This window comes from Nonomuraea sp. NPDC005983 (assembly GCF_040614375.1).
Lineage (GTDB): Bacteria > Actinomycetota > Actinomycetes > Streptosporangiales > Streptosporangiaceae > Nonomuraea.
In genome coordinates, this window is record NZ_JBEXUP010000008.1 from 69,067 (window position 1) to 87,496 (window position 18,430).

Sequence of the window (18,430 nt, forward strand, 5' to 3'; positions counted from 1 at the left end):
TCGTGTCAGGGGCAGGGGTCAGCTGTACTTGCGGATCGTCTTGTTGATCCAGTCCGCGTAAGCGGGCACATTGGTGTAGAGGCCGGGACCTTCCGCGCAGGACGGGCTCTTGGCACCGGGGCCCGAGGTGGCGCCGATGAGCTCCCACCGGCCATCCCGGCCACGCTGGATCTGCGGTGAGCCGGAGTCGCCGTTGCATGCCATGGCTTTGGGTACCTGGCTGACCGTGCACAGGCGGGTGCTGCTCGCGAAGCCGGGGCCGCACTCGGAGATCGCGCCTCGGCGGGTGTCGAGTTGCCGAAGCCGCTTGGACATCTTCCAGTCGGCCGGGTTGCGCTCGAACTCGGTGATGCCGAAGCCGATGATCCGGGTCGGAGTGCCGGGCCGTCCTGGCCGTTCGGCGATCCGGATGGGCTTGTAGGAGACGGGACGGTCCAGGCGGACCAGCGCGATGTCGTTCTTGTTGGGCGACCCCTGGGCGTAGCGGGGGTGGACCACCGCCTGCGCGATCTTACGGACCGTTCCGCCTGACTTCCGCTGATCGCTGCCGATACGGACCTTTCCAGCTGGAATCGACCCGACCTCCATGTCGAGACAGTGAGCCGCGGTCACCACCCACTGCGGGTCGATCAACGCCGCCCCGCACACGCCGTCCTTGAGGTCAAGGCCCGGCGCCGACAACGGGATCGACGCCATGAACGAGTATGACTGCGTGGCGTCCTTGCCGTTGATGATCGCTCCGGCGCTGCCGGCGGTGGCGGCGAGACAGGCCACGCCCGCCAGGGCGACGATGGTGGAACGTGACATAGCGCGACGGAACGATTTTTTGCCGAACAACGGGATTAACCCTTTCAGTGGTTAATTAAGACGTAATCACGCTATCCGTCCAAGAATGGCCGGATTATCCCGTCAGCACGTCAACTCATGGTAGGGATAACCCTTCTCCCGGATGTCGTGCGCTCGATCTGCCCGGCGACGGCGAGCACGGCGAAGAACATCGCGCCCATGCCGTTGGGGTCGGAGGTGCCGGTGAGCGGGCCGGTCAGGAGCTGCGCGCTCAGCTGACGGCGGCGCCGAACCACTTGGGCAGCTGGCCGAGCAGCTCCTGCTGGTCTTCACCGACCCAGGCCACGTGGCCGTCAGGCCGTAGCAGCGCCGCGGGTATGTCCAGTTCCTCGCTGCCGCCGACGACGTGGTCGACCCGATCTGCCCAGCCCGCCACCGAGAGCCGGCCGGTCTGGTCGAGCAGCAGTCCGCGGCCGCCGTGCATCAGCTCGTAGAGGCGCCCTCGCTTCAGCGCCACGTCCCGCATCCGCCGTCCGAGCAGTTCATGCCCCTCGCCGAAGTCGTAGCGGACCCCGATCGCGACGATCTTCTCGATCAGGTACCGGTTCACCTCCTCGAACTCCATCAGCTCCGCCAGCAGCCGGCGCACTGCCTGCGGCCCCGGCTCGGTGGACAGCAGCACCATCTGTGCGCGGGTGTTGTCCAGCACGTCGGCGGCCACCGGGTGCCGTTCGGTGCGGTAGCTGTCCAGCAGCCCCTCCGGAGCCCAGCCGTTCACCTCGGCGGCCAGTTTCCAGCCGAGGTTGAACGCGTCCTGGATACCGAGGTTGAGGCCCTGCCCGCCCGTCGGCGGGTGGACGTGCGCCGCGTCGCCGGCCAGCAGCACCCGGCCGACCCGGTAGCGCTCGGCCAGCCGGGTGGCGTCGCCGAAGCGGGACAGCCAACGCGGCGAGTGCACACCGAAGTCGGTACCCGCGGTCACCCGCAGCTGCTGTTTGAACTCCTCCAGGGTCGGCGGGACCGTGCGGTCCTCAGCCACCCCAGCGGCGGGCACGACGACGCGGTACGCCCCGTTCCCGAGGGGCCCGGCGCCGAATCTCAGCTGGGTCTTGCGGACCTCCGCGACGATGGCGGCGACCGTCGCCGGATCCTCGGTCAGCTCCATCTCGCCCAGCAGTGTCTCGACCTTGGTGGGCTCGCCGGGGAAGCCGACGCCGAGCAGCTTGCGCACCGTGCTGCGGCCTCCGTCGCAGCCGACGAGGTAGCGCGAGCGCAGCTGCGTGCCGTCGGCCAGCTCGGCGGTCACCCCATGCTCGTCCTGGCCCAGCCCGACCAGCTCGCAGCCGCGCCGGATCTCGGCGCCGAGCTCGGCCGCGCGCTCGGCCAGCAGGCGCTCGGTGATGGTCTGCGGAATGCCGAGGACGTAGCCGTGCGCGGTGTCCAGCCTGTTGGGAGAGGGCTTGGTGATGCCGGCGAAGAAACCACCGACCTCGTACTGCCGGCCGTGGGCGAGGAACCGCTCCAGCAGACCGCGCTGGTCCATCACCTCGATGCTGCGCACGTGCAGGCCGAGTGCGCGGACATACCTGGTCGGCTCCGCGTCCTTCTCCAGCACGAGCGTGTGCACGCCGTGCAGCCGCAACTCGCCGGCCAGCATCAAGCCGGTCGGTCCGCCGCCGGCAATGATCACGTCAATCATGAAACCCCCCATTCAACAAGTTGGACTGCGGCCAGCTGCTCCACGCAGTCCGGCGGCGCGCACACTCGCACCTCCGCGCCGAGTTCCCGCAACCGCACCGCGAGTTCCACCGGCGGTTCGGCGTCCCGCGTGCCCATACATCGAGTGATTTCCGCAGGTTCTGGCCTCGGCCGACGATTCTGCAGCACGACCCGGGTCTTGCCGCAAGCCCCCCGGTGCGCTATAGCTTGGAAGTGACAGGGAGTGGGTAATCTCCTTGCCTTTGCCTTTTGTCGTCCGCTGTGAACGGACGAGCTCCTCCCGAAGCGGTGACGCGCCGCGTACCGTGATGCCGCCGCGTTCAGCGCCCTCACCTGCCGGCCAGGTGTTCCTCGACCGGTTCGTCCAGGCTCAGGCCGTGCAGCACGTCCTCGGCGATGGCCTTCCACCGCTCGCCGTCCAGCAGCGGCTGTTCCGCAGCCGGCCGTCGTCGATGCTCGGCATGGACGGCGCGGAACACTCGGCGGCCCGGCGTCCGGCGCGGGACGTCTCCGACATCGTGTGCAAGCTGTCGGAACGGTGGGGAGATTCTTGCGGTCCGATACCGCAAGAATGCGGCACCGGCGTCGACTCCATGGTGAACGGCGCCTCAGGGTGGCGCCCGACCGTCGAAGGAGACGAGATGAAATTCTTGTTGATCATGCACAACAACCCGCAGATCTGGGACGCGCTGACCGAGGAGGAGCGCAACGAGGTGATGAGGGGCCACGGCGCGTTCATGGAGACCGTCAAGAAGTCCGGGGAGATGATCAGTACCGTCGCGCTGGCCGACCGGTCGCAGAGCGCTGTGGTCAGAGTCCGGGGCGGCGTCCCGGCGGTGACGGACGGGCCCTACCTTGAGGCCAAGGAGTACCTCGGCGGCTACTACCTGGTGGAGTGCGACAGCAGGGAGCGTGCCCTGGAGCTGGCCGCGCTCATTCCGGACGCCGGCGTCGAGGGCCTGGGCATCGAGGTGCGTCCGGTGGTCTTCGCGGGCACGGCGGACGACTGAGCACGCGGTGAGGTTCCTGCTGAATCTCTACCTGAGCGCGGCGGACCTGTCGGGAGAAGGGTTCGACCACGAGGAGTTCCTGGCCGCGGCCGGGCAGGCAGGCGAACTGATCAGTGCCCACGTGTTCGCCGACCCTTCCATCAGCGCCGTCATAAAGGTCAGGGGCGGCGTGGTGACGGTGACCGACGGCCCGTACCTACAGACCTCGGATCACGTCGCCGGCCAGTACGTGGTGGACTGCGAGAGCCGGGAGCGTGCCGTGGAACTGGCCATCCTGATATCGAGCGGTCAGGTCGGCGGCGTGGAGGTGCGGCCGCTGATGGACTCGGCCGGTATGGAGATGTGAGCGCGTCCGAACGCCTCGGGGACCTGCTGCGTGAACTGGCGCCGCAGGTCCTCGGCGTGCTCCTGCACCGGTACGGCGGGTTCGAGGAGTGCGAGGACGCGGTGCAGGAGGCGCTGCTCGCGGCGGCGACGCAGTGGCCTGCCGAGGGCGTCCCGGAAAGCCCGCGGTCCTGGCTGGTGACCGTCGCCTCCCGCCGCCTGATCGACCAGGTACGCAGCGAGCGGGCCCGCCGTCGCCGGGAGGCCACCGCGGCGGTACGGGAGGCGCCGGACGCCGGCCTCGCGCCAGCCCCCGGCGACGAAAGCCCGGGCGACCACGACAACACCCTCACGCTGCTGTTCCTGTGCTGCCACCCGGCGCTGACGCCCGCCTCCCAGGTGGCGCTCACGCTGCGCGCCGTCGGCGGCCTCACCACCGCCGAGGTGGCACGGGCGGCTGTCGGCGAACGCTCGTGAGACGGATGAGGTCTCTGCGGGTCCTGCCATTGCCTGCTGAGCTGGATCGGTCAGGCCGTTTCGGCGCTGAGGGTCTGTGCCACAGGCCGCCGGGCCGCCAGGCGTGCCGGCAGGGCGGTGAGCGCCGCCGTCGCCAGGAGAGTCGCGAGTGCGGCGCCGAGCAGCCAGGAGGAGGGGGGGTTCGTCGAATTCCCGGCGGCGAAGAGCGAGCACAGGCCGATGCCCAGAGGGACGCCGATGAGGGCGCCGGGCAGGCTGGGCAGGAGCTGGGCGGTGGACAGGCCTGCGGTGATCTGTCCGGGGGTGGCCCCGAGGGTACGTGCGATGGCCATGTTCACCCGGGCCTCCATGGCGGTGGTCCAGGTGAGCGTGATGGTGTTCACGACGGCGAGCGCGATGAGCAGGATGGCGACGGCGAGCATCAGCTGACGGTCGTGCTCGCCGCGCAGGTTGGGCAGGGCGGAGGAGCCATTCAGGCCGTAGCCCCTCTCCGGCTGGGCGTAGAGGGTCAGCAGGGCGACGATCGCGATCACCGTGGTGGCGGTGGAGCACGCCTGCAGCACGGCGCGGCCCGGCCGGCGGGCGGTCAGCCGCAGCCCGAGCAGCAGCGGCGTGGGCAGCAGCGCGGACAGTGCGGTGAGCCAGGGTCGGTGGCGGGGCTGGTGCGCGGTGGTGGCCAGCGCCGTGACGGTCGCCGTACGCATGGCCCGCAGCGTGGGAGGCAGCGTGGACAGCACCGCCACCGCCACGGCGAGGACGGTCGCCGCGGCAACGGTGGCGCCGGTCGGCCCGACCGCGTCGCCGATCCGGCTGGCCGTGGGGCTGGCGATGGCGGGCACGGCCAGGCGGGCGATCACCAGCCCCAGCGCGTCGCCGACCAGCGCCAGCGCCAGGTACTCGGTGAGCAGGACGGTGGCGATCAGACCCGGGGTGGCGCCGACGGCCTTGAGCAGCCCGGCCCGGCGCGTCTGCTCGACGGCGCGCCCCGCGGCCAGCGCCGCCGCTCCGGTGATGGCCAGGAAGCTGAGCAGCCAGCTACCGACGACCAGGATCGGCTGGCTGTCCCTGAGGATGACCATGTCCTGCTCGGCCGTGAACTGCCAGGTATGGAAGTTCACCCTGAGGGTGGAGGCGCGGTGGGCGTCCAGGAAGGCCTCGGCCACGGCGGGGTCACGCAGCTTGACGTCCAGGGCCAAGGTCACCGAGAGGTCTTGGGACGACGCCAGGGCCCGGGCATCTGATCGGGTCATCCAGGCCAGGCCGCTGTAGTCGCTGGGACCACCGCCCGGCCCGATCTGCGCCGCCCAGGGGTAGATGGAGGTGGCCGCGGTGACGGCGATCCCGACGACGGGGTACGACCGGCCGGCGATGGTGACACGGTCGCCGACGCTGACGCCCAGCGCTGTGGCGAAGCCGCGTTCGAGGACCGTGCCGCCGGAGCGTACCCACTGCCCCGAGGTCAGCAGCGGCCGGTTGACCGCGCCGGGCGTCTCGGCGAAGCCTTGCACCACCACCGGGGACGCGGTGGAATCGCGCGTGGTGAGGTCGGCGTAGACGATGCGATAGGGGCCATGGTGGGCGATGACTTCGGGCTCGTTCGCCAGCGAGGCCAGGGCCGAGGTCACAGCGGGGCCCGTGTCGCCGGAGAGTGCCACCACGTCCGGCCCGGCGGTGGCCGCGCGGGTCTGCTCGTACAGCGCGTCGCTCACGCCGCGCAGGGACAGGCCCAGGGCCAGCGTGGCGGTGGCCACGGCCACCGCGAGCAGGAGCATCGCGGCCTGGGCCTTGTGCCGGCGGACGTCAGCCAGCACGAGGCGGAAGATGAGCACAGTACGGCCCATGGGGTTCAGCCCTCCAGCCCGATCAGGCCGCCGAGCCGCCCGGTGCCGGTGCCGGCCAGCCGGATGTCGTCGACGAACATCCCGTCGCGCATCGACACCAGCCGGTCCGCGGTGGCCGCGACCCGCTCGTCGTGCGTGACGATCACGAAGGTCTGCCCCGCCGTACGCAGGTCCTCGAAGATCCTCAGCACGTCGAGCGTCGCCGCGGTATCGAGGTTGCCGGTCGGCTCGTCGGCCAGGACGATCAGCGGCTCGTTGGCCAGCGCGCGGGCGATGGCGACCCGCTGACGCTGCCCGCCCGACAGCTCCGAAGGCAGATGCCGGGCGCGGCCGGCGAGCCCGACCCGTTCCAGCAGGAGGCTCGCGCGCCGCCTGGCCTCGCGCCGCGAGCGCCCGGCCAGCAGCGCGGGCAGCTCCACGTTCTCGGTCGCCGACAGCTCCTCCACCAGATGGAAGGCCTGGAAGATGAAGCCCAGCGACCGGCGCCGCAACCGTGCAAGAGCCCGCTCGCTGAGGGCGTCGACGCGCCGCCCGGCCAGCCACACCTCCCCGCCAGAGGGCCGCTCCAGGCCGCCCAGCAGGTGCAGCAGGGTCGACTTTCCGCAGCCGCTTGGGCCCATCACCGCCAGCATCTGCCCCTGGGGCACCTCCAGGTCGACCTCGTCAACCGCGCGGATGCGGCTCTGCCCCTGACCATGCTCCTTCACCAAGCCGCGGGCCCGGACCACAGCACTCGACTCGTTCATGCATCCTCAGATTTGTCATCGATCTTGGACCAGGCCCGCTCACAGGCTTCCAACCAGCGCAGATCAGCCCGCAGCCGCAGCACGACACCCTCCAGCAGCAGGACGGCGGCCGATCCCTCCGGCTCGGCCAGTGCTGCGTGTTGCGCCTCACGCAGGCGGCGCAGCAGCTCACGGCGCTGCGCTGCCACGAGTTCGACCGGGTCGGCGAGCCGGGCGGCGGCGGCCGCGACGAGCTTGAGATGGAACTCCGCCAGGTCCGGTTTCGGCCAGCCCACCTCGGCCAGCCAGGCGGCCACCCGCTGCTGCCCGGCCGGCGTCAGCGCATAGACCTTGCGCTCCGGCCGCTCGGGCAGGCCATCGGCCCGCTCGCAGACCACAAGGCCCGCCTTTTCCAGCCGGGCCAAGGTCACATAGATCTGACCGGGGTTCATCGACTCGCCCAGCGGGCCGAGACTCTGCCGTAGCCGGGCGCGTAGGCCGTACCCATGCGTCGGCTCCTTGGCGAGCATCGCCAGCACTGCGTCTTGCACTCCATCCCCTAACGGTTAGCCAATAGATAGCGGTTACCTATAAAGGGTGTCAAACGACAGCGCCCCCATGGGCGCACGGGCCGACGTCGAGGCTTCGTCTGCGTCGCTCACACGGCTGGCCGGGGGAAGCGTGCGACGAACCGTGCCCCGGATCGGCTGTCTTCGATGGTGAGGGTGCCACCATGGTCTTCGACGATCTGCCGGCCGATCGGCAGGCCCAGGCCGCTGCCGCCAGTGTCCTTGGCACGCGCGTCTGGCAGGCGGGCGAAGCGCTCGAAGATGACCTCCCGCTGCTCGGGCGGCACCCCGCTCCCGTCGTCGTAGACCTCCAGCACCGCAGCGTCGCCCCGGTGCTCGACGGTGACCATGACCATGGAGTGGGCGTGGCGTTCGGCGTTGTCCATGAGGTTGTGCAGCAGTCGGGTGAGACCGATCCGCTCTCCGTAGACCATCACGCCGCTACTGAACCTCCTGACCACCCGGATCTTGCTTTGCCGGTGGTCGAGCTCGCCGTCCACCAGGACGGCGAGGTTGAGGAGGTCGTACTGGCCGATGACACCCGCGTCAAGTCGGGAGATCTCCAGCAGGTTGGTCACCAAGTCCTGCAGCCGCTCAACAGACTCCAGCAGCCTGTCGGCGGTTTCCGCCCAGTCGGTCTCCTCTCGCCGCATGAGCGCTTCCTCGATCTCGGTACGCATCGCCGCGAGCGGGTTGCGCAGGTCATGGGAGGCGTCCGAGGCGAACCTCACCTGAGCCTGGATCGCCGCCTGGGCTCGCTCCAACGTCTGGTTGGTGGCCTGCGCGAGCTCCTTGAACTCGTCATCATGACTTGGCAGCGGAACCCGCTCACTGAGATGAGAAGGCCGGATCGTGGCGAGCTTCCCGCTGATGGCGCGCACCGGCTGCAGGGTCTTGCTCATCATCCAGTACGTCCCGAGCGCGGTGGCCGCGATCAGCAGGAGCGAACCACTGATGAGTTCAGCAAGTACGGCCGGACTGCCGTAGAGCGGAGGCTGGGGAGCGGCCATCAACAGCAGCAGGGTGACGGAGACGCAGACCAGCGCCATGACGGCGCTCGCCACGGTGGTCACACGGGTTTTGACGGAGCAGTGATGCCACGCTCTCAAGCTCATCATCCCGGAAACGCCCTGGATGTAGCTGCGACAGGTCCAATCAAACTGTAGTAGTCGAATACGCGAGCTCGCCAGTCGGGGACCCCCTCTTGATGGGACTTATCGATCGCATGTTCGTCAACCATGGGTTGACGTAGCTCTGCAACCTGGAGCCGGATTCCCATCGGACCGGCTCCGAAGTGGGTCTGGACCCACCCCGCTCGTACGTCCTGCCCCATACCGCGCCGCTCGTTCGCTTCCTAACGTCGGCATCACGACCGGCGACACGAAGAAAGAGCAAGACATGGCAACCATCGATCACACGACCGCAGCCGTGCTTTCTGGCGCGTCGCCCGGCCAGAGCACCGCGTCCCCGCCGCGGCTGTGGTTCGTGGACAATCTCCGGATCCTGCTGATCTCGCTGGTGGTCCTGCACCACGTCGCGGGCACCTACAGCGGGCTCCCGGCCTGGTACTACACCGAGAAGCCGACCAGCGGAGCCGTCGGGGTCGGACTGACGGTCTTCCTGCTCGTCGACCAGGCATGGTTCATGGGCGCGTTCTTCCTGCTCTCCGGCTACTTCACACCCAGGTCGTACGACCGCAAGGGCCCGCGTGCCTTCCTGCGCGACCGGCTGGTCCGCCTGGGGATCCCGCTGGTGACGTTCTCCTTCGTGCTCAACCCGATCCTGTACGCCGGCTCCTACCATGGCGGCTCGCTGCTCGACGCCTACCTGCACACCATCGGCACCGGGCCGTTGTGGTTCGTGCTCGCGCTCCTCGTCCTCGACGGGTCCTACGCCGTGTTCCGCCTCGTGACCGGGGAACGCCGCTCTCGCAACCGAACCCCCCAGCCGCCCACCTACCCGACGGTGATCGGGTTCGTGCCGGCACTGGCCCTGGTGACATACGTGCTGCGGATCGCGCTCCCGCTGGGTTTCGAGGTGCCGGTCATCAACTTCCCGAGCAGCGCCTACCTTCCGCAGTACGTCAGCTTCTTCGTCCTGGGGACGGTGGCATACCGGCGCGGCTGGTTCCACGCCACCACCGCTCGGATGGGCAGGGTCGGGCTCGGCATGGCCATCGGCGCCACCCTGGTGCTCCTCCCGCTCGCGTTGACCGGCGGGACCGACGCGATGTTGGGGTACGGCACGCTGAGCTCGCTGTTCTACGCGCTGTGGGACTCCACCTTCGCGGTCGGCATCGTTCTCGCGCTGCTCACCTTCTTCCGCCGCAGGCTCAACACCCAGGGGCCGCTGCGCCGGTACCTGTCCGGTCATGTGTTCACCGTGTACGTGATCCACGCGTTCGTGGTGACGGCGGCGGGTTACGCCCTCAGCATGCTGGACCTCCCGACGCCGGCGAAGTTCGCGATCGCGGCTGTCGTGGTGCTCCCGGCCTGTTTCGCACTCGCCGGCCCGATCCGCCGGCTCCCCGGCGTCCGCCGCGTCCTCTGAAATGCGGCAACCTCCCCTCACGGGGAGCACGATGGGCCTATCCCCACGCAGGCCGCCCGCGGTCATCGCCATCGACCTGATCCCCGGTGCCCTCGCGGCGTGGTTCGTCATTCCGTGCTGCGGCGTCTGGGAGCGGGCGCGGGTCTCTTAGCCTCGCATCTGCGACGGGGATCGCCGTGGGGGGATACGTGCCGCCGGCGCTGCTGCTCGCGGCGGCGCCGCTCTATGTGCCGGCCCGCTGCCGGACGGCGGGGGTCTCGGCGCTCGTCGTCGTCGCGGCGGCCGTGACGGCTACTGACAATCCTGTTAACCCTACCGTCACTAGGGGGTAAGCGTGATCGGCTTGCATCCTGCCGCCCCATAGCTTGGACGTGCCATATTTCGAATCGCGGTCGAATAGCAAGTCTGTGCGACTTCACCCGACCGCGGCTGAGCGTGAGAAGGCCGACTGTGAGCCAAGCCACCGAAGGGACCGTTCGCCCTGGTGCCACTGATCCAGATCCCGCCCCGGGCGATCCTCGCTATCGCTGGCTGGTGTCAAGAGGCTACAACCAGCGATTCCGGTGCGCGCCCGAACACGTGCGCCCGGCCGTCTCCACCGAGGACGTCCTAGAGGCGGTCGACGAAGCGGTACGGACAGGTCGGCGGATCGCGGTCCGCAGCGGCGGTCACGGCTTCGAGAACTTGGTGGACGATCCGTCCGTGCAAACCCTCATTGACCTGTCAACGATGAACGCGGTCCAGTACGACTGGCGCCGCGGCGCCTTCATGGTCGAGGCGGGTACCACGCTGGGCGAGGCGTACCGGAAGCTGTTCCTGGGCTGGGGTGTCACCATTCCCGGCGGAACCTGCCCCGACGTGGGGATAGGCGGACATGTCTGTGGCGGCGGATACGGAGCCCTGTGCCGGCTGCACGGCCTGATCGTCGACCACCTGTACGCGGTGGAAGTGGTCGTGGTGGGATCCTCGGGAGAGGCCACGAGGGTGGTGGCGACCCGAGAACCGTCGGATCCCAACCGGGAGCTCTGGTGGGCTCACACGGGAGGCGGCGGCGGCAACTTCGGAATCGTCACCCGGTACTGGTTCCGGTCCCCCGACGCTCACGGCGGCGAACCCGCCACCTTGCTGCCCCGGCCTCCGTCCACGGTGTTGCACTACTCCGTGGAGTGGCCCTGGTCGCAGCTCGACCAAGACTCGTTCGTCCGGCTGATCCGAAACTTCGGAGAATGGGGCGAGCGGAACTCGGCGCCCGGCTCACCCGCGGCCGCCCTGTACGGCGAATTGGCCCTGCCCAGCCGGCCCAGCGAGACCATTACCCTGTCCGGGCAGGTGGCCACCGACACCGGCGCGCAGGCCCTGCTGGACGACCTGCTGAACGCGCTCGGACAGGGCGTCCCCATACAGCCCGCGCGCCAGTCGTCCACCCTTCCCTGGCTCGCCGCCACGCAGGCCTTCGGATACGAGTCGGGCGCATCCGACCTCCGCTTCAAGATCAAATCGGGATATCGGCGGCGGCGCCTGACCGACCAGCAGATCGCCACCGCCTATCGGCATCTGACCCGGTCCGACTACAACTATCCGTACGCGAACCTCTTCATCAACACCTACGGAGGACAGGTCAACGCCGTTTCGCCGACTGCGACCGCCGTACCCCATCGCGACTCGGTCTTCCTCGTCGGCTACCTCGTCGGCTGGCAGGGCACGACCGAAGACACCCGGCACCTGAGCTGGATCAGAGACCTGTACCGAGACATCTACGCCGACAGCGGCGGGGTTCCGGCCGGTGAAGCAGACGACGGCAGCTTCATCAACTACGCGGACACGGACCTGGCCGATCCCCAGTGGAACGCCTCGGACACCGCATGGCACACGCTGTACTACAAGGACATCTATGCGCGGCTCCAGCAGGTCAAGCGCCGCTGGGACCCGCACAACGTCTTCCGTCACGCCTTGTCCGTCCGCCCCAGCTGAACTGTTTACGGACCAGTGCCCAGGCCGCCCGCTGGCGCGCAGGCCCGCCAACCGGCAGGGCTACTACGTCAACCAGTTCACCATCGCCGACGCACAGAACCTGCCGGACCCCCGGCCGGCGCACTCAGTCATCCGCGTCGGCCCGGAGGCGGTTCGTCGAAAAGACCAAGCTCATCATCGTCGGGGGCCTGGAAGAACTTCACATACTCCTCAAGCAACTCGCGGCTGGCCGGAACCGTCCCCGGCTCCCCCACCCCGTTGCGGGCTTCGAGGCGGCGGCACAGCTCATCGATCGGCGCAGCCAGGTAGTGCAGTTCGACAGGAAGGCCGAGTGCGCGCGCTCCCAAACGCTTCTCATCCCGCTCAGAACGCGCCCAGAAGCCAAACTCCAAGATCACAGTCTGCCCAAGCCTCAACAGAGCCTGTGCATGCTTGCGCAACAGGCCCAGCCAACAGAGATCCACAACGCCCCGACCTCGGCGTTCAGGCCGGTCGCCCGTTTCGGAGACATATCTGGTATAGACCGGATACGGTGACCCGTGGACAATCGGCGAATCCCGTAAGCCATCGGAGTCCTCCATGCGTACCGTTCCTTCCATCGGGGCAGCGGCAGCCCTGTCCCTTCTTCTCCTCCTCACCGTCGCGCCTTCCGGGCCGGCTGACGCCTCGGTTGCCGCCCTACCGGGCGGCAAAGCCACCTATGTCGTCTCACAAGGCCACCTCGAGGCCGCCTCCCAACAGAACTGGGTCCGCCTGGGCAGCTACCGCTTCGCCCCCGACGGCACGGTCACCGCGGCCCTGTACCTGTGGTGGCAACGTCACCCCGAGGCCAGGCAGCGCACCGGCACCACCCCCGACTCGGGCTGCACCACCAAAGCAGGCGGTTCCGGATCGCGCCCCCGTACCTGCGAGGTGCTCACCGCCGGAGGCTTCACCGGCGCTCCCGACGAGAGCCGCACCGGAACCTACACCGTGTCCGGAAACGTGGTGAGCATCCGCTGGAAGATCGCCCAGACCTGGACGGAGCAGTGGTACGTACGGCCCTCCCCCGACGGGAGCCTGGCCCGTCTGGACCTCAAGCACAGCACGCTGGCCACCCACGGGTACGGCTACGGCAGCAACGCCACGCTCGCCACCCGGCGCGCGATGAGTTCGGTGAAGGCGTTCCCCGGCTCACTCAGGCAGGATCTGACGAGCTGGGCCGGCGGCAAACTCGTCACATCCAGCGGCCAGCCGTTCGCCCATGCAGCCTTCCGAACCTGCGCCACCAGCACCTCGTGCCTGACCTATCTGCAGCCGTCCTCCCGCGGTGCGTGCCAGAAGTCCGGCGGCTGCCCCAAGTACGGCGGCGGAACGCGCTCCAACGTGAGCTCCATCCAGTACTACCTCACGAAGATCTCCAACTCCGACCGCCGCGACACGCTGTGGCACTGGTGCACCTGCCTGGCGATGGAGCGCGGCGAGTTCTGCTACACCGGCAACTCCCACGTCAAACCGCTCATGCAGATCATCGACGACAAGGGCGTCTTCCGGGGGTGGGTCGGCGCCGAAGCCTCGTTCTCGACCGGTTCGCGTGCGGCGGACATGATGGCGGTGCTCCGCATCACCGACTTCCGCTGACCGTCCCGGACCTGACCAGCTGAGGCTAGAGTCGGGCCATGGCGCGCACGCCTCATGACAGCTTCCACGATCTCGCGTTGCCGGAGTCGCTCGAAGCAGACCGAAACAAGGGTGACCAGATCAGGGAGATCCTGGAACTCATGGTGCGCGCCCTGCCGCCCGGCGCACTGCTGCCGTCCGAGCGGTCGATCGCCGAGCGCTACCAGGTGGCCCGGGGAACGGTCAGGCAGAAGGTCTCTGAGCTGGTCATGCTGGGGCTGATCCGGCGCTCCAGCGGGTCGGGCACGTTCGTCGCCGAGCCGAAGTTGCAGCAGGGCACCACCATGGCCTCCTTCAGCGAGGAGATGCGGGCCCGGGGGAAGAGGCCGGCGGCCCACATCCTGTCGGCGCGCACCCACAGGGCCGGCGCCGCACTCGCCGAGCGGCTCTGCATCGACGCGGGAGGACGCGTCATCGAGCTGCGCAGGCTTCGTTCGGCGGACGGCACGCCGATCGCCATCGAGCACACCTACCTGTCCGCGCGGCGCTTCCCCGACCTGACGCGCGTGCTTCGCGATGACATGTCGTTGTACGCGACGCTGAGCGAGCGCTGGAACGTTCAGGTCGAGCGTGCCGTGCATCAGGTCTCCGCCATCGCCCTGGGCGAGGAGGAGGCGAGCCTGCTCGGCGCCGCGCCGGCCCTGCCCTCCTTCCTGGTGGTCAGGCAGGCCTGGGACCGGCTCGGCACCGTGGTCGAGTGGGGACGCTCCGTCTACCGTGGCGACTTCTACGACGTCGTCTTCGAGGTCGGCACCTGATCGAATGCCGTGTGCGGCGCATCGGAGTGCGGCGCAGAGCGGCGGCGAGGATCACACTGAGCGTGAGGACGCCGTGAATCGATCACCATGCCGTTCCGGCGAAGCCCTCGCGACTCTCAGGACGGGAGCACACGATCACCCTCACCCCGTGACCTGCGCGGACGAATATCCGGCACCCACAGCGCGCTCCGCCAAAGGCCGCGCGCAGCGCCCACCATGCGCGCGGCCTTCTGGCCGGTTCACCCGCTGATTGGTCCGTCGCCGAGCCCCGGCACTGTCCCGGCGCCTCCGACGGAGACGAACCCCGTCCCGGCCCGGTAGTTCGGGGACTGGTGCCGGAAGTAGGTGTTGTACACCTCGCAGTAGCGACCCCCGCGGGCCAGCAGGGTCGGGTGGTCGCCTTCCTCCACGATCCGCCCGTGATCCAACACGATGATGCGGTCGACGTGCTCGATCGTGGACAGCCGGTGCGCGATGACGATCGAGGTCCGCCCGGCCAACACCACATCCAGGCCTTCCTGGATCTGCGCCTCGGTCAGCGGGTCGACGCTCGCCGTCGCCTCGTCCAGGACCACGATCGCCGGATCCTGGATCAGCAGCCGGGCCAGCGCGACCAACTGCCGCTGGCCCATCGACAGCGCGCGGCCGTGCTCGCCCACGTCCGTCTCCAGCCCGTGGGGCAGGGCGTCGATCCAGTCGCCGCCGCCGACCGCGGCCGCCGCCGCGAGCACCTCGTCGTCGCCCGCCTCCGGTCTCGGATAGCGGATGTTGTCGGCGACCGTGCCGCTGAACAGGAACGGGGCCTGCGGCACGGCGCCGATCTGGCTGCGGTACGCGCCCAGCTCCAGAGTGCGGATGTCACGGCCGTCGATCAGCAGCCGCCCCTCCTGGAACTCGTAGAACCGGGTGATCAGCTTGCTGAGCGTCGACTTCCCGGCGCCGGTGTGGCCGACGAGCGCCACGGTCTCCCCCGCCTCGATGCACAGGTCGAAGTCGCGCAGCACGGGGTGGTCGGGGACGTACCCGAACGTGACGCTCTGGAACTCGATGCGGCCGGCCAGCCGCCCCGGAGGCTCGGCCGCGCTCTGCACCACCCGCGGCGGGGCGTCGATCAGCGCGAAGACCCGCTCGGACGCGGACAGCCCCTGCTGGAACTGCGACCAGAACGCGGCGATGGACGTCAGCGGGAACCAGAACAGCGACACCCCTTGCAGGAACAGATACCAGTCGCCCGCGGACAGGCCGCCGTCGAGCACCGCCACGCCGCCCAGCTGGACGAGGCCCACCGTCGCGAGCCCGGCCACGAGGAACAGCACGGGGAAGATGGTGGAGAAGACGAACCCCTGCCGGAGTGTCACCTGGTAGCTCTGCCGATTGACAGGCCGGAACTCGTCGTGGACTTGCTGTTCCTGGCGGAAGTTCTTCGCCACCGCGATGCCGCCGATGGTCTCCTGCAGGTTGGCGTTGACCCGGCTGAGCGAGCGCTGCGCCCTGCGCGTGCTGACCCTGGCCAGCCGCCGGAAGAGCAGCGCGAGCCCCACCACGATCGGCACCACCAGCAGGGTCAGCAGGGCCAGCTCGACACTGCGCAGGAACAGCAGGACCGTGACGAAACCGACCATCAACACCTGGCTGATCAGGTCCATGGTCAGCGAGGACACGGTGGCGAAGTCGTCGGTGTCGGACGTCACCCGGCTGACGATCTTGCCGGACGGCGTCTCGTCGTAGAACGACAGGTCGCGCTCCAGCACTGCGTCGAACGCGTCCTCCCGCAGCCGCAGCACCACGTCGCCGGTGACCCGGGCGCTGTATTTCTGCCGGATGAAGTTGAACACCCACGACAGCCCGCCGGTGACCAGAATGCCCGCCGTGATCAACCAGCCCACCTGGCCGATCGTCCCGTCGGCGATCGCGTCGACGGCCAGGCTGCCCAGCGTCGGGATCGCCGCCTGGCTCGCCGACATCAGCACGATCATGGTGGCGACCAGGAGCATCGCCCCCAGCTTCGGCCGAAAGTACGAGACGATCCTGCGTAGCAGGTCACGGTCGCTGTAGGTGCGGTCGTAGTCCTCGGCGTCGAGACCGTCCATGATGAAGCCCATCAGCGCACCCCTCTCAGCACGCCGCCTTCGGCGCTGCCCGCGCCCGTCTCCACCTCGTCGTAGTGCGCGAAGATCCGGCGGTAGAGGCGGCTACGCGCGATCAGCTCGTCGTGCGTGCCGAAGTCGACCAGCTCGCCCCGCCGCAGCAGCAGGACCTTGTCCGCCCACCGGATCTGGGACAGGCGGTGAGTGATCAACAAGGTGGTGCGCCCTTCGAGGATGCGCCCGATCGCCTGCTGGATCAGGTCTTCGGTCGCGGAGTCGATGGCGCTGGTCGAGTCGTCGAGCACGAGGATCGCCGGGTCGGTCAGCAACGCCCGCGCGATGGCCAGACGCTGCCGCTGCCCTCCGGAGAGCGTGACGCCGCGCTCCCCGATCACGGTGTCGTAGCCGTCGTCCATCTCGGCGATGAACTCGGCGGCCTGGGCGTCCTCCGCTGCCTGCACCACGGCCTCGTGGTCGGCCCGCTGCCCCAGGCTGAAGGCGATGTTCTCGGTTACGGACCGGGAGAACAGCACGATGTCCTGTTCGATGGTGGAGATCTGCGACCGCAACGAGTCGAGGTCCCACTCGCGCACGTCGACTCCGTCGACGAGGATCCGCCCGGACGTGACGTCGTAGATCCGCGGCACCAGCTTGGTCAGCGTGCTCTTGCCCGACCCGGTCTCGCCGACGATCGCCACCGTCTCCCCCGGCTGCACGGTGAACGTCATCCCGCGCAGCACCGGCCCCTCGTCGTCCTCGTAGCCGAACGTCACGTCGTCGAAGACGATCTCCCCGCTGATCGGCGCGGCGTGCCCGTCCGCCCGCTGCTCGATCTCGCTGTCTGAGGTCATGACGCCGAGGATCCTCCGCGAGGACACGATGCCGATCTGGATCAGCGAGAACGTGAAGATCGACATCTGCGTCGGGAACGCGAGCATGCCCATGAGCCCCATGAACGCCACGAGCTCACCGATGGTGATCGCCCCGACGCTCTGGAGATAGAGGCCGTGCCACAGCGCCCCCGCCATGGCGAAGGAGAACAGCAGGGTGGGCAGGTAGCGTGCCTGGACCAGCCCGTTATGTACGAACGAGTCACGATAGCGCCGCGCGTTGGCCCGGAACCGCCGCCGCTCCTGCCCCTCCTGCGCGGTCACCTTGATTACCTCGATGCCGCGCACGGCCTGGTTGAGCCCCGCGTTGAGGTCGCCGAACTGCTCGCGCATGCGCGTCGCCACGGGGTTGAGCTGCTTCATGTAGTGCCAGAGCGCGATCGCGAACACGACCGCGAACACCCCCGGCGCCAGCAGCAGCCGCGGGTCGATAGCAGCGATGAAGAAGAGCGGCACCAGCCCGCTGAGCCCCGAGTCGACGATCAGGTCGACGCCGGGTGTGATCATGATGGAAAGCTGCCGGACGTCGTTGGCGGCCCTGGCCATCAGGTCGCCGACCCGCTGCCGGTTGTGGAAGGTCTGGCTCTTGCCGAGCAGGCTCACGTACAGCTCGTCGCGCGTATCCCGCTCCAGCCGCTTGGCCAGCACCTCGCTCGACAGCCGGGCCACGAGGTCGAACACCCCCCTGGCCAGCACGATCGCCAGCAACGCCAGCGCGATCAGCCCGAGCGCGTCGAGCGGCTCGCCCCGGTGGCCGAGCACGGCGTCGAAGGCGTCACCGGTGAACTGCGGCACCATGGCGTTGAGCACCACCATGACCAGCGACCCGCCGAGGAACCCGACGAGGTGGACCGGATGGCGGCGCAGATGGGACCAGAGCCAGCGCACCGGGCCACGCCGGTTGTAGCGCGGGCCGGAGGTGGAGAACTCCGAACTGCTGGTGGTCACAGGCAGACCCTCCCCTGGCCGCGAGCTGCGATCGTCGAACCTGGTTTCTACCATCGGCCACCGACAGATTCCCATCGGTTTTCGGCAGCCCCAGGGCGGCGCCGGGCGAGTCGCGG

Annotated in this window: 16 protein-coding genes and 1 pseudogene; 7 read left to right on the forward strand and 10 right to left on the reverse strand. The window is 68.9% G+C overall.

The genetic code is table 11. The annotated features are described in order from the left end of the window. Nucleotides 1-18: 18 nt before the first annotated feature. The 3 genes from ABZ297_RS06600 to ABZ297_RS06610 form a co-directional block, all read right to left on the reverse strand. Complete coding sequence (locus ABZ297_RS06600; protein WP_355340418.1) at nt 19-807, reverse strand: serine protease; 789 nt, start codon at nt 805-807, stop codon at nt 19-21. 250 nt (nt 808-1,057) lie between these two features. After that, complete coding sequence (gene rox / locus ABZ297_RS06605; RefSeq protein ID WP_355340421.1) at nt 1,058-2,485, reverse strand: rifampin monooxygenase; 1,428 nt, start codon at nt 2,483-2,485, stop codon at nt 1,058-1,060. Between the two features lie 349 nt (nt 2,486-2,834). Continuing rightward, a complete protein-coding gene (locus tag ABZ297_RS06610) occupies nt 2,835-2,984 on the reverse strand; it encodes a hypothetical protein (RefSeq protein WP_355340424.1) in 150 nt (49 codons plus the stop codon). A gap of 162 nt (nt 2,985-3,146) precedes the next feature. Here ABZ297_RS06610 and ABZ297_RS06615 point away from each other — a divergent pair, with 162 nt between their 5' ends. The 3 genes and pseudogenes from ABZ297_RS06615 to ABZ297_RS06625 all read left to right on the forward strand — a co-directional run. Beyond that, on the forward strand, nt 3,147-3,515 hold the full coding sequence (locus tag ABZ297_RS06615; RefSeq protein ID WP_355340427.1) for a YciI family protein: 369 nt from the start codon (nt 3,147-3,149) through the stop codon (nt 3,513-3,515). Nucleotides 3,516-3,522: 7 nt separating this feature from the next. After that, nucleotides 3,523-3,861 (forward strand): YciI family protein, encoded by a 339-nt coding sequence (locus tag ABZ297_RS06620; RefSeq protein ID WP_355340430.1) that lies wholly within the window; start codon nt 3,523-3,525, stop codon nt 3,859-3,861. After that, nucleotides 3,858-4,295: pseudogene (locus ABZ297_RS06625) on the forward strand (sigma factor); the annotation flags it as partial. The gene ABZ297_RS06620 and the pseudogene ABZ297_RS06625, both read left to right, overlap by 4 nt. A gap of 71 nt (nt 4,296-4,366) precedes the next feature. Here ABZ297_RS06625 and ABZ297_RS06630 read toward each other — a convergent pair. The 4 genes from ABZ297_RS06630 to ABZ297_RS06645 form a co-directional block, all read right to left on the reverse strand. After that, complete coding sequence (locus ABZ297_RS06630; RefSeq protein ID WP_355340433.1) at nt 4,367-6,157, reverse strand: FtsX-like permease family protein; 1,791 nt, start codon at nt 6,155-6,157, stop codon at nt 4,367-4,369. Nucleotides 6,158-6,162: 5 nt separating this feature from the next. Next, nucleotides 6,163-6,903: an ABC transporter ATP-binding protein gene (locus ABZ297_RS06635; protein ID WP_355340436.1), complete on the reverse strand. Its 741-nt coding sequence runs from the start codon at nt 6,901-6,903 to the stop codon at nt 6,163-6,165. Further along, nucleotides 6,900-7,412, reverse strand: a complete 513-nt coding sequence (locus tag ABZ297_RS06640) for a PadR family transcriptional regulator (protein ID WP_355340536.1) — start codon at nt 7,410-7,412, stop codon at nt 6,900-6,902. The genes ABZ297_RS06635 and ABZ297_RS06640 overlap by 4 nt, the downstream gene beginning before the upstream one ends. A 128-nt stretch (nt 7,413-7,540) precedes the next feature. After that, nucleotides 7,541-8,524, reverse strand: coding sequence for a HAMP domain-containing sensor histidine kinase (locus tag ABZ297_RS06645; protein WP_355340439.1), 984 nt, complete (start codon nt 8,522-8,524; stop codon nt 7,541-7,543). Between the two features lie 325 nt (nt 8,525-8,849). On the opposite strand from ABZ297_RS06645, the gene ABZ297_RS06650 reads away from it, so the two are divergent. Both ABZ297_RS06650 and ABZ297_RS06655 read left to right on the forward strand, forming a co-directional pair. Continuing rightward, the gene (locus tag ABZ297_RS06650; protein WP_355340442.1) at nt 8,850-10,001 is read left to right on the forward strand and encodes an acyltransferase family protein; all 1,152 of its coding nucleotides are present in this window, start codon (nt 8,850-8,852) and stop codon (nt 9,999-10,001) included. A 534-nt stretch (nt 10,002-10,535) separates the two neighbouring features. Then, on the forward strand, nt 10,536-11,972 hold the full coding sequence (locus ABZ297_RS06655) for an FAD-binding protein (RefSeq protein WP_355340445.1): 1,437 nt from the start codon (nt 10,536-10,538) through the stop codon (nt 11,970-11,972). A 128-nt stretch (nt 11,973-12,100) separates the two neighbouring features. On the opposite strand, the gene ABZ297_RS06660 is transcribed toward ABZ297_RS06655, so the two are convergent. Continuing rightward, the gene (locus ABZ297_RS06660; RefSeq protein WP_355340448.1) at nt 12,101-12,553 is read right to left on the reverse strand and encodes an AAA family ATPase; all 453 of its coding nucleotides are present in this window, start codon (nt 12,551-12,553) and stop codon (nt 12,101-12,103) included. Here ABZ297_RS06660 and ABZ297_RS06665 point away from each other — a divergent pair. Together ABZ297_RS06665 and ABZ297_RS06670 are read left to right on the forward strand one after the other, a co-directional pair. Beyond that, nucleotides 12,552-13,592: a hypothetical protein gene (locus ABZ297_RS06665; protein WP_355340451.1), complete on the forward strand. Its 1,041-nt coding sequence runs from the start codon at nt 12,552-12,554 to the stop codon at nt 13,590-13,592. The genes ABZ297_RS06660 and ABZ297_RS06665 overlap by 2 nt on opposite strands. Nucleotides 13,593-13,630: 38 nt before the next feature. Continuing rightward, nucleotides 13,631-14,389 (forward strand): GntR family transcriptional regulator, encoded by a 759-nt coding sequence (locus tag ABZ297_RS06670; RefSeq protein ID WP_355340454.1) that lies wholly within the window; start codon nt 13,631-13,633, stop codon nt 14,387-14,389. Nucleotides 14,390-14,628: 239 nt separating this feature from the next. On the opposite strand, the gene ABZ297_RS06675 is transcribed toward ABZ297_RS06670, so the two are convergent. Both ABZ297_RS06675 and ABZ297_RS06680 read right to left on the reverse strand, forming a co-directional pair. Then, a complete protein-coding gene (locus tag ABZ297_RS06675) occupies nt 14,629-16,491 on the reverse strand; it encodes an ABC transporter ATP-binding protein (RefSeq protein ID WP_355340457.1) in 1,863 nt (620 codons plus the stop codon). After that, complete coding sequence (locus ABZ297_RS06680) at nt 16,491-18,314, reverse strand: ABC transporter ATP-binding protein (protein ID WP_355340460.1); 1,824 nt, start codon at nt 18,312-18,314, stop codon at nt 16,491-16,493. Before ABZ297_RS06680 ends, ABZ297_RS06675 begins: the two co-directional genes overlap by 1 nt. Between the last annotated feature and the right edge of the window lie 116 nt (nt 18,315-18,430).

Excerpts from the sequence above, each read along its gene's own strand:
- ABZ297_RS06630 (WP_355340433.1), bottom strand. The coding sequence starts at position 6,157 with ATGGGCCGTACTGTGCTCATCTTCCGCCTCGTGCTGGCTGACGTCCGC.
- ABZ297_RS06665 (WP_355340451.1), top strand. The coding sequence starts at position 12,552 with ATGCGTACCGTTCCTTCCATCGGGGCAGCGGCAGCCCTGTCCCTTCTT.
- ABZ297_RS06640 (WP_355340536.1), bottom strand. The coding sequence starts at position 7,412 with ATGCTCGCCAAGGAGCCGACGCATGGGTACGGCCTACGCGCCCGGCTA.
- ABZ297_RS06650 (WP_355340442.1), top strand. The coding sequence starts at position 8,850 with ATGGCAACCATCGATCACACGACCGCAGCCGTGCTTTCTGGCGCGTCG.
- ABZ297_RS06660 (WP_355340448.1), bottom strand. The coding sequence starts at position 12,553 with ATGGAGGACTCCGATGGCTTACGGGATTCGCCGATTGTCCACGGGTCA.
- ABZ297_RS06635 (WP_355340436.1), bottom strand. The coding sequence starts at position 6,903 with ATGAACGAGTCGAGTGCTGTGGTCCGGGCCCGCGGCTTGGTGAAGGAG.
- ABZ297_RS06675 (WP_355340457.1), bottom strand. The coding sequence starts at position 16,491 with ATGGGCTTCATCATGGACGGTCTCGACGCCGAGGACTACGACCGCACC.
- ABZ297_RS06670 (WP_355340454.1), top strand. The coding sequence starts at position 13,631 with ATGGCGCGCACGCCTCATGACAGCTTCCACGATCTCGCGTTGCCGGAG.
- ABZ297_RS06615 (WP_355340427.1), top strand. The coding sequence starts at position 3,147 with ATGAAATTCTTGTTGATCATGCACAACAACCCGCAGATCTGGGACGCG.
- ABZ297_RS06600 (WP_355340418.1), bottom strand. The coding sequence starts at position 807 with ATGTCACGTTCCACCATCGTCGCCCTGGCGGGCGTGGCCTGTCTCGCC.
- rox (WP_355340421.1), bottom strand. The coding sequence starts at position 2,485 with ATGATTGACGTGATCATTGCCGGCGGCGGACCGACCGGCTTGATGCTG.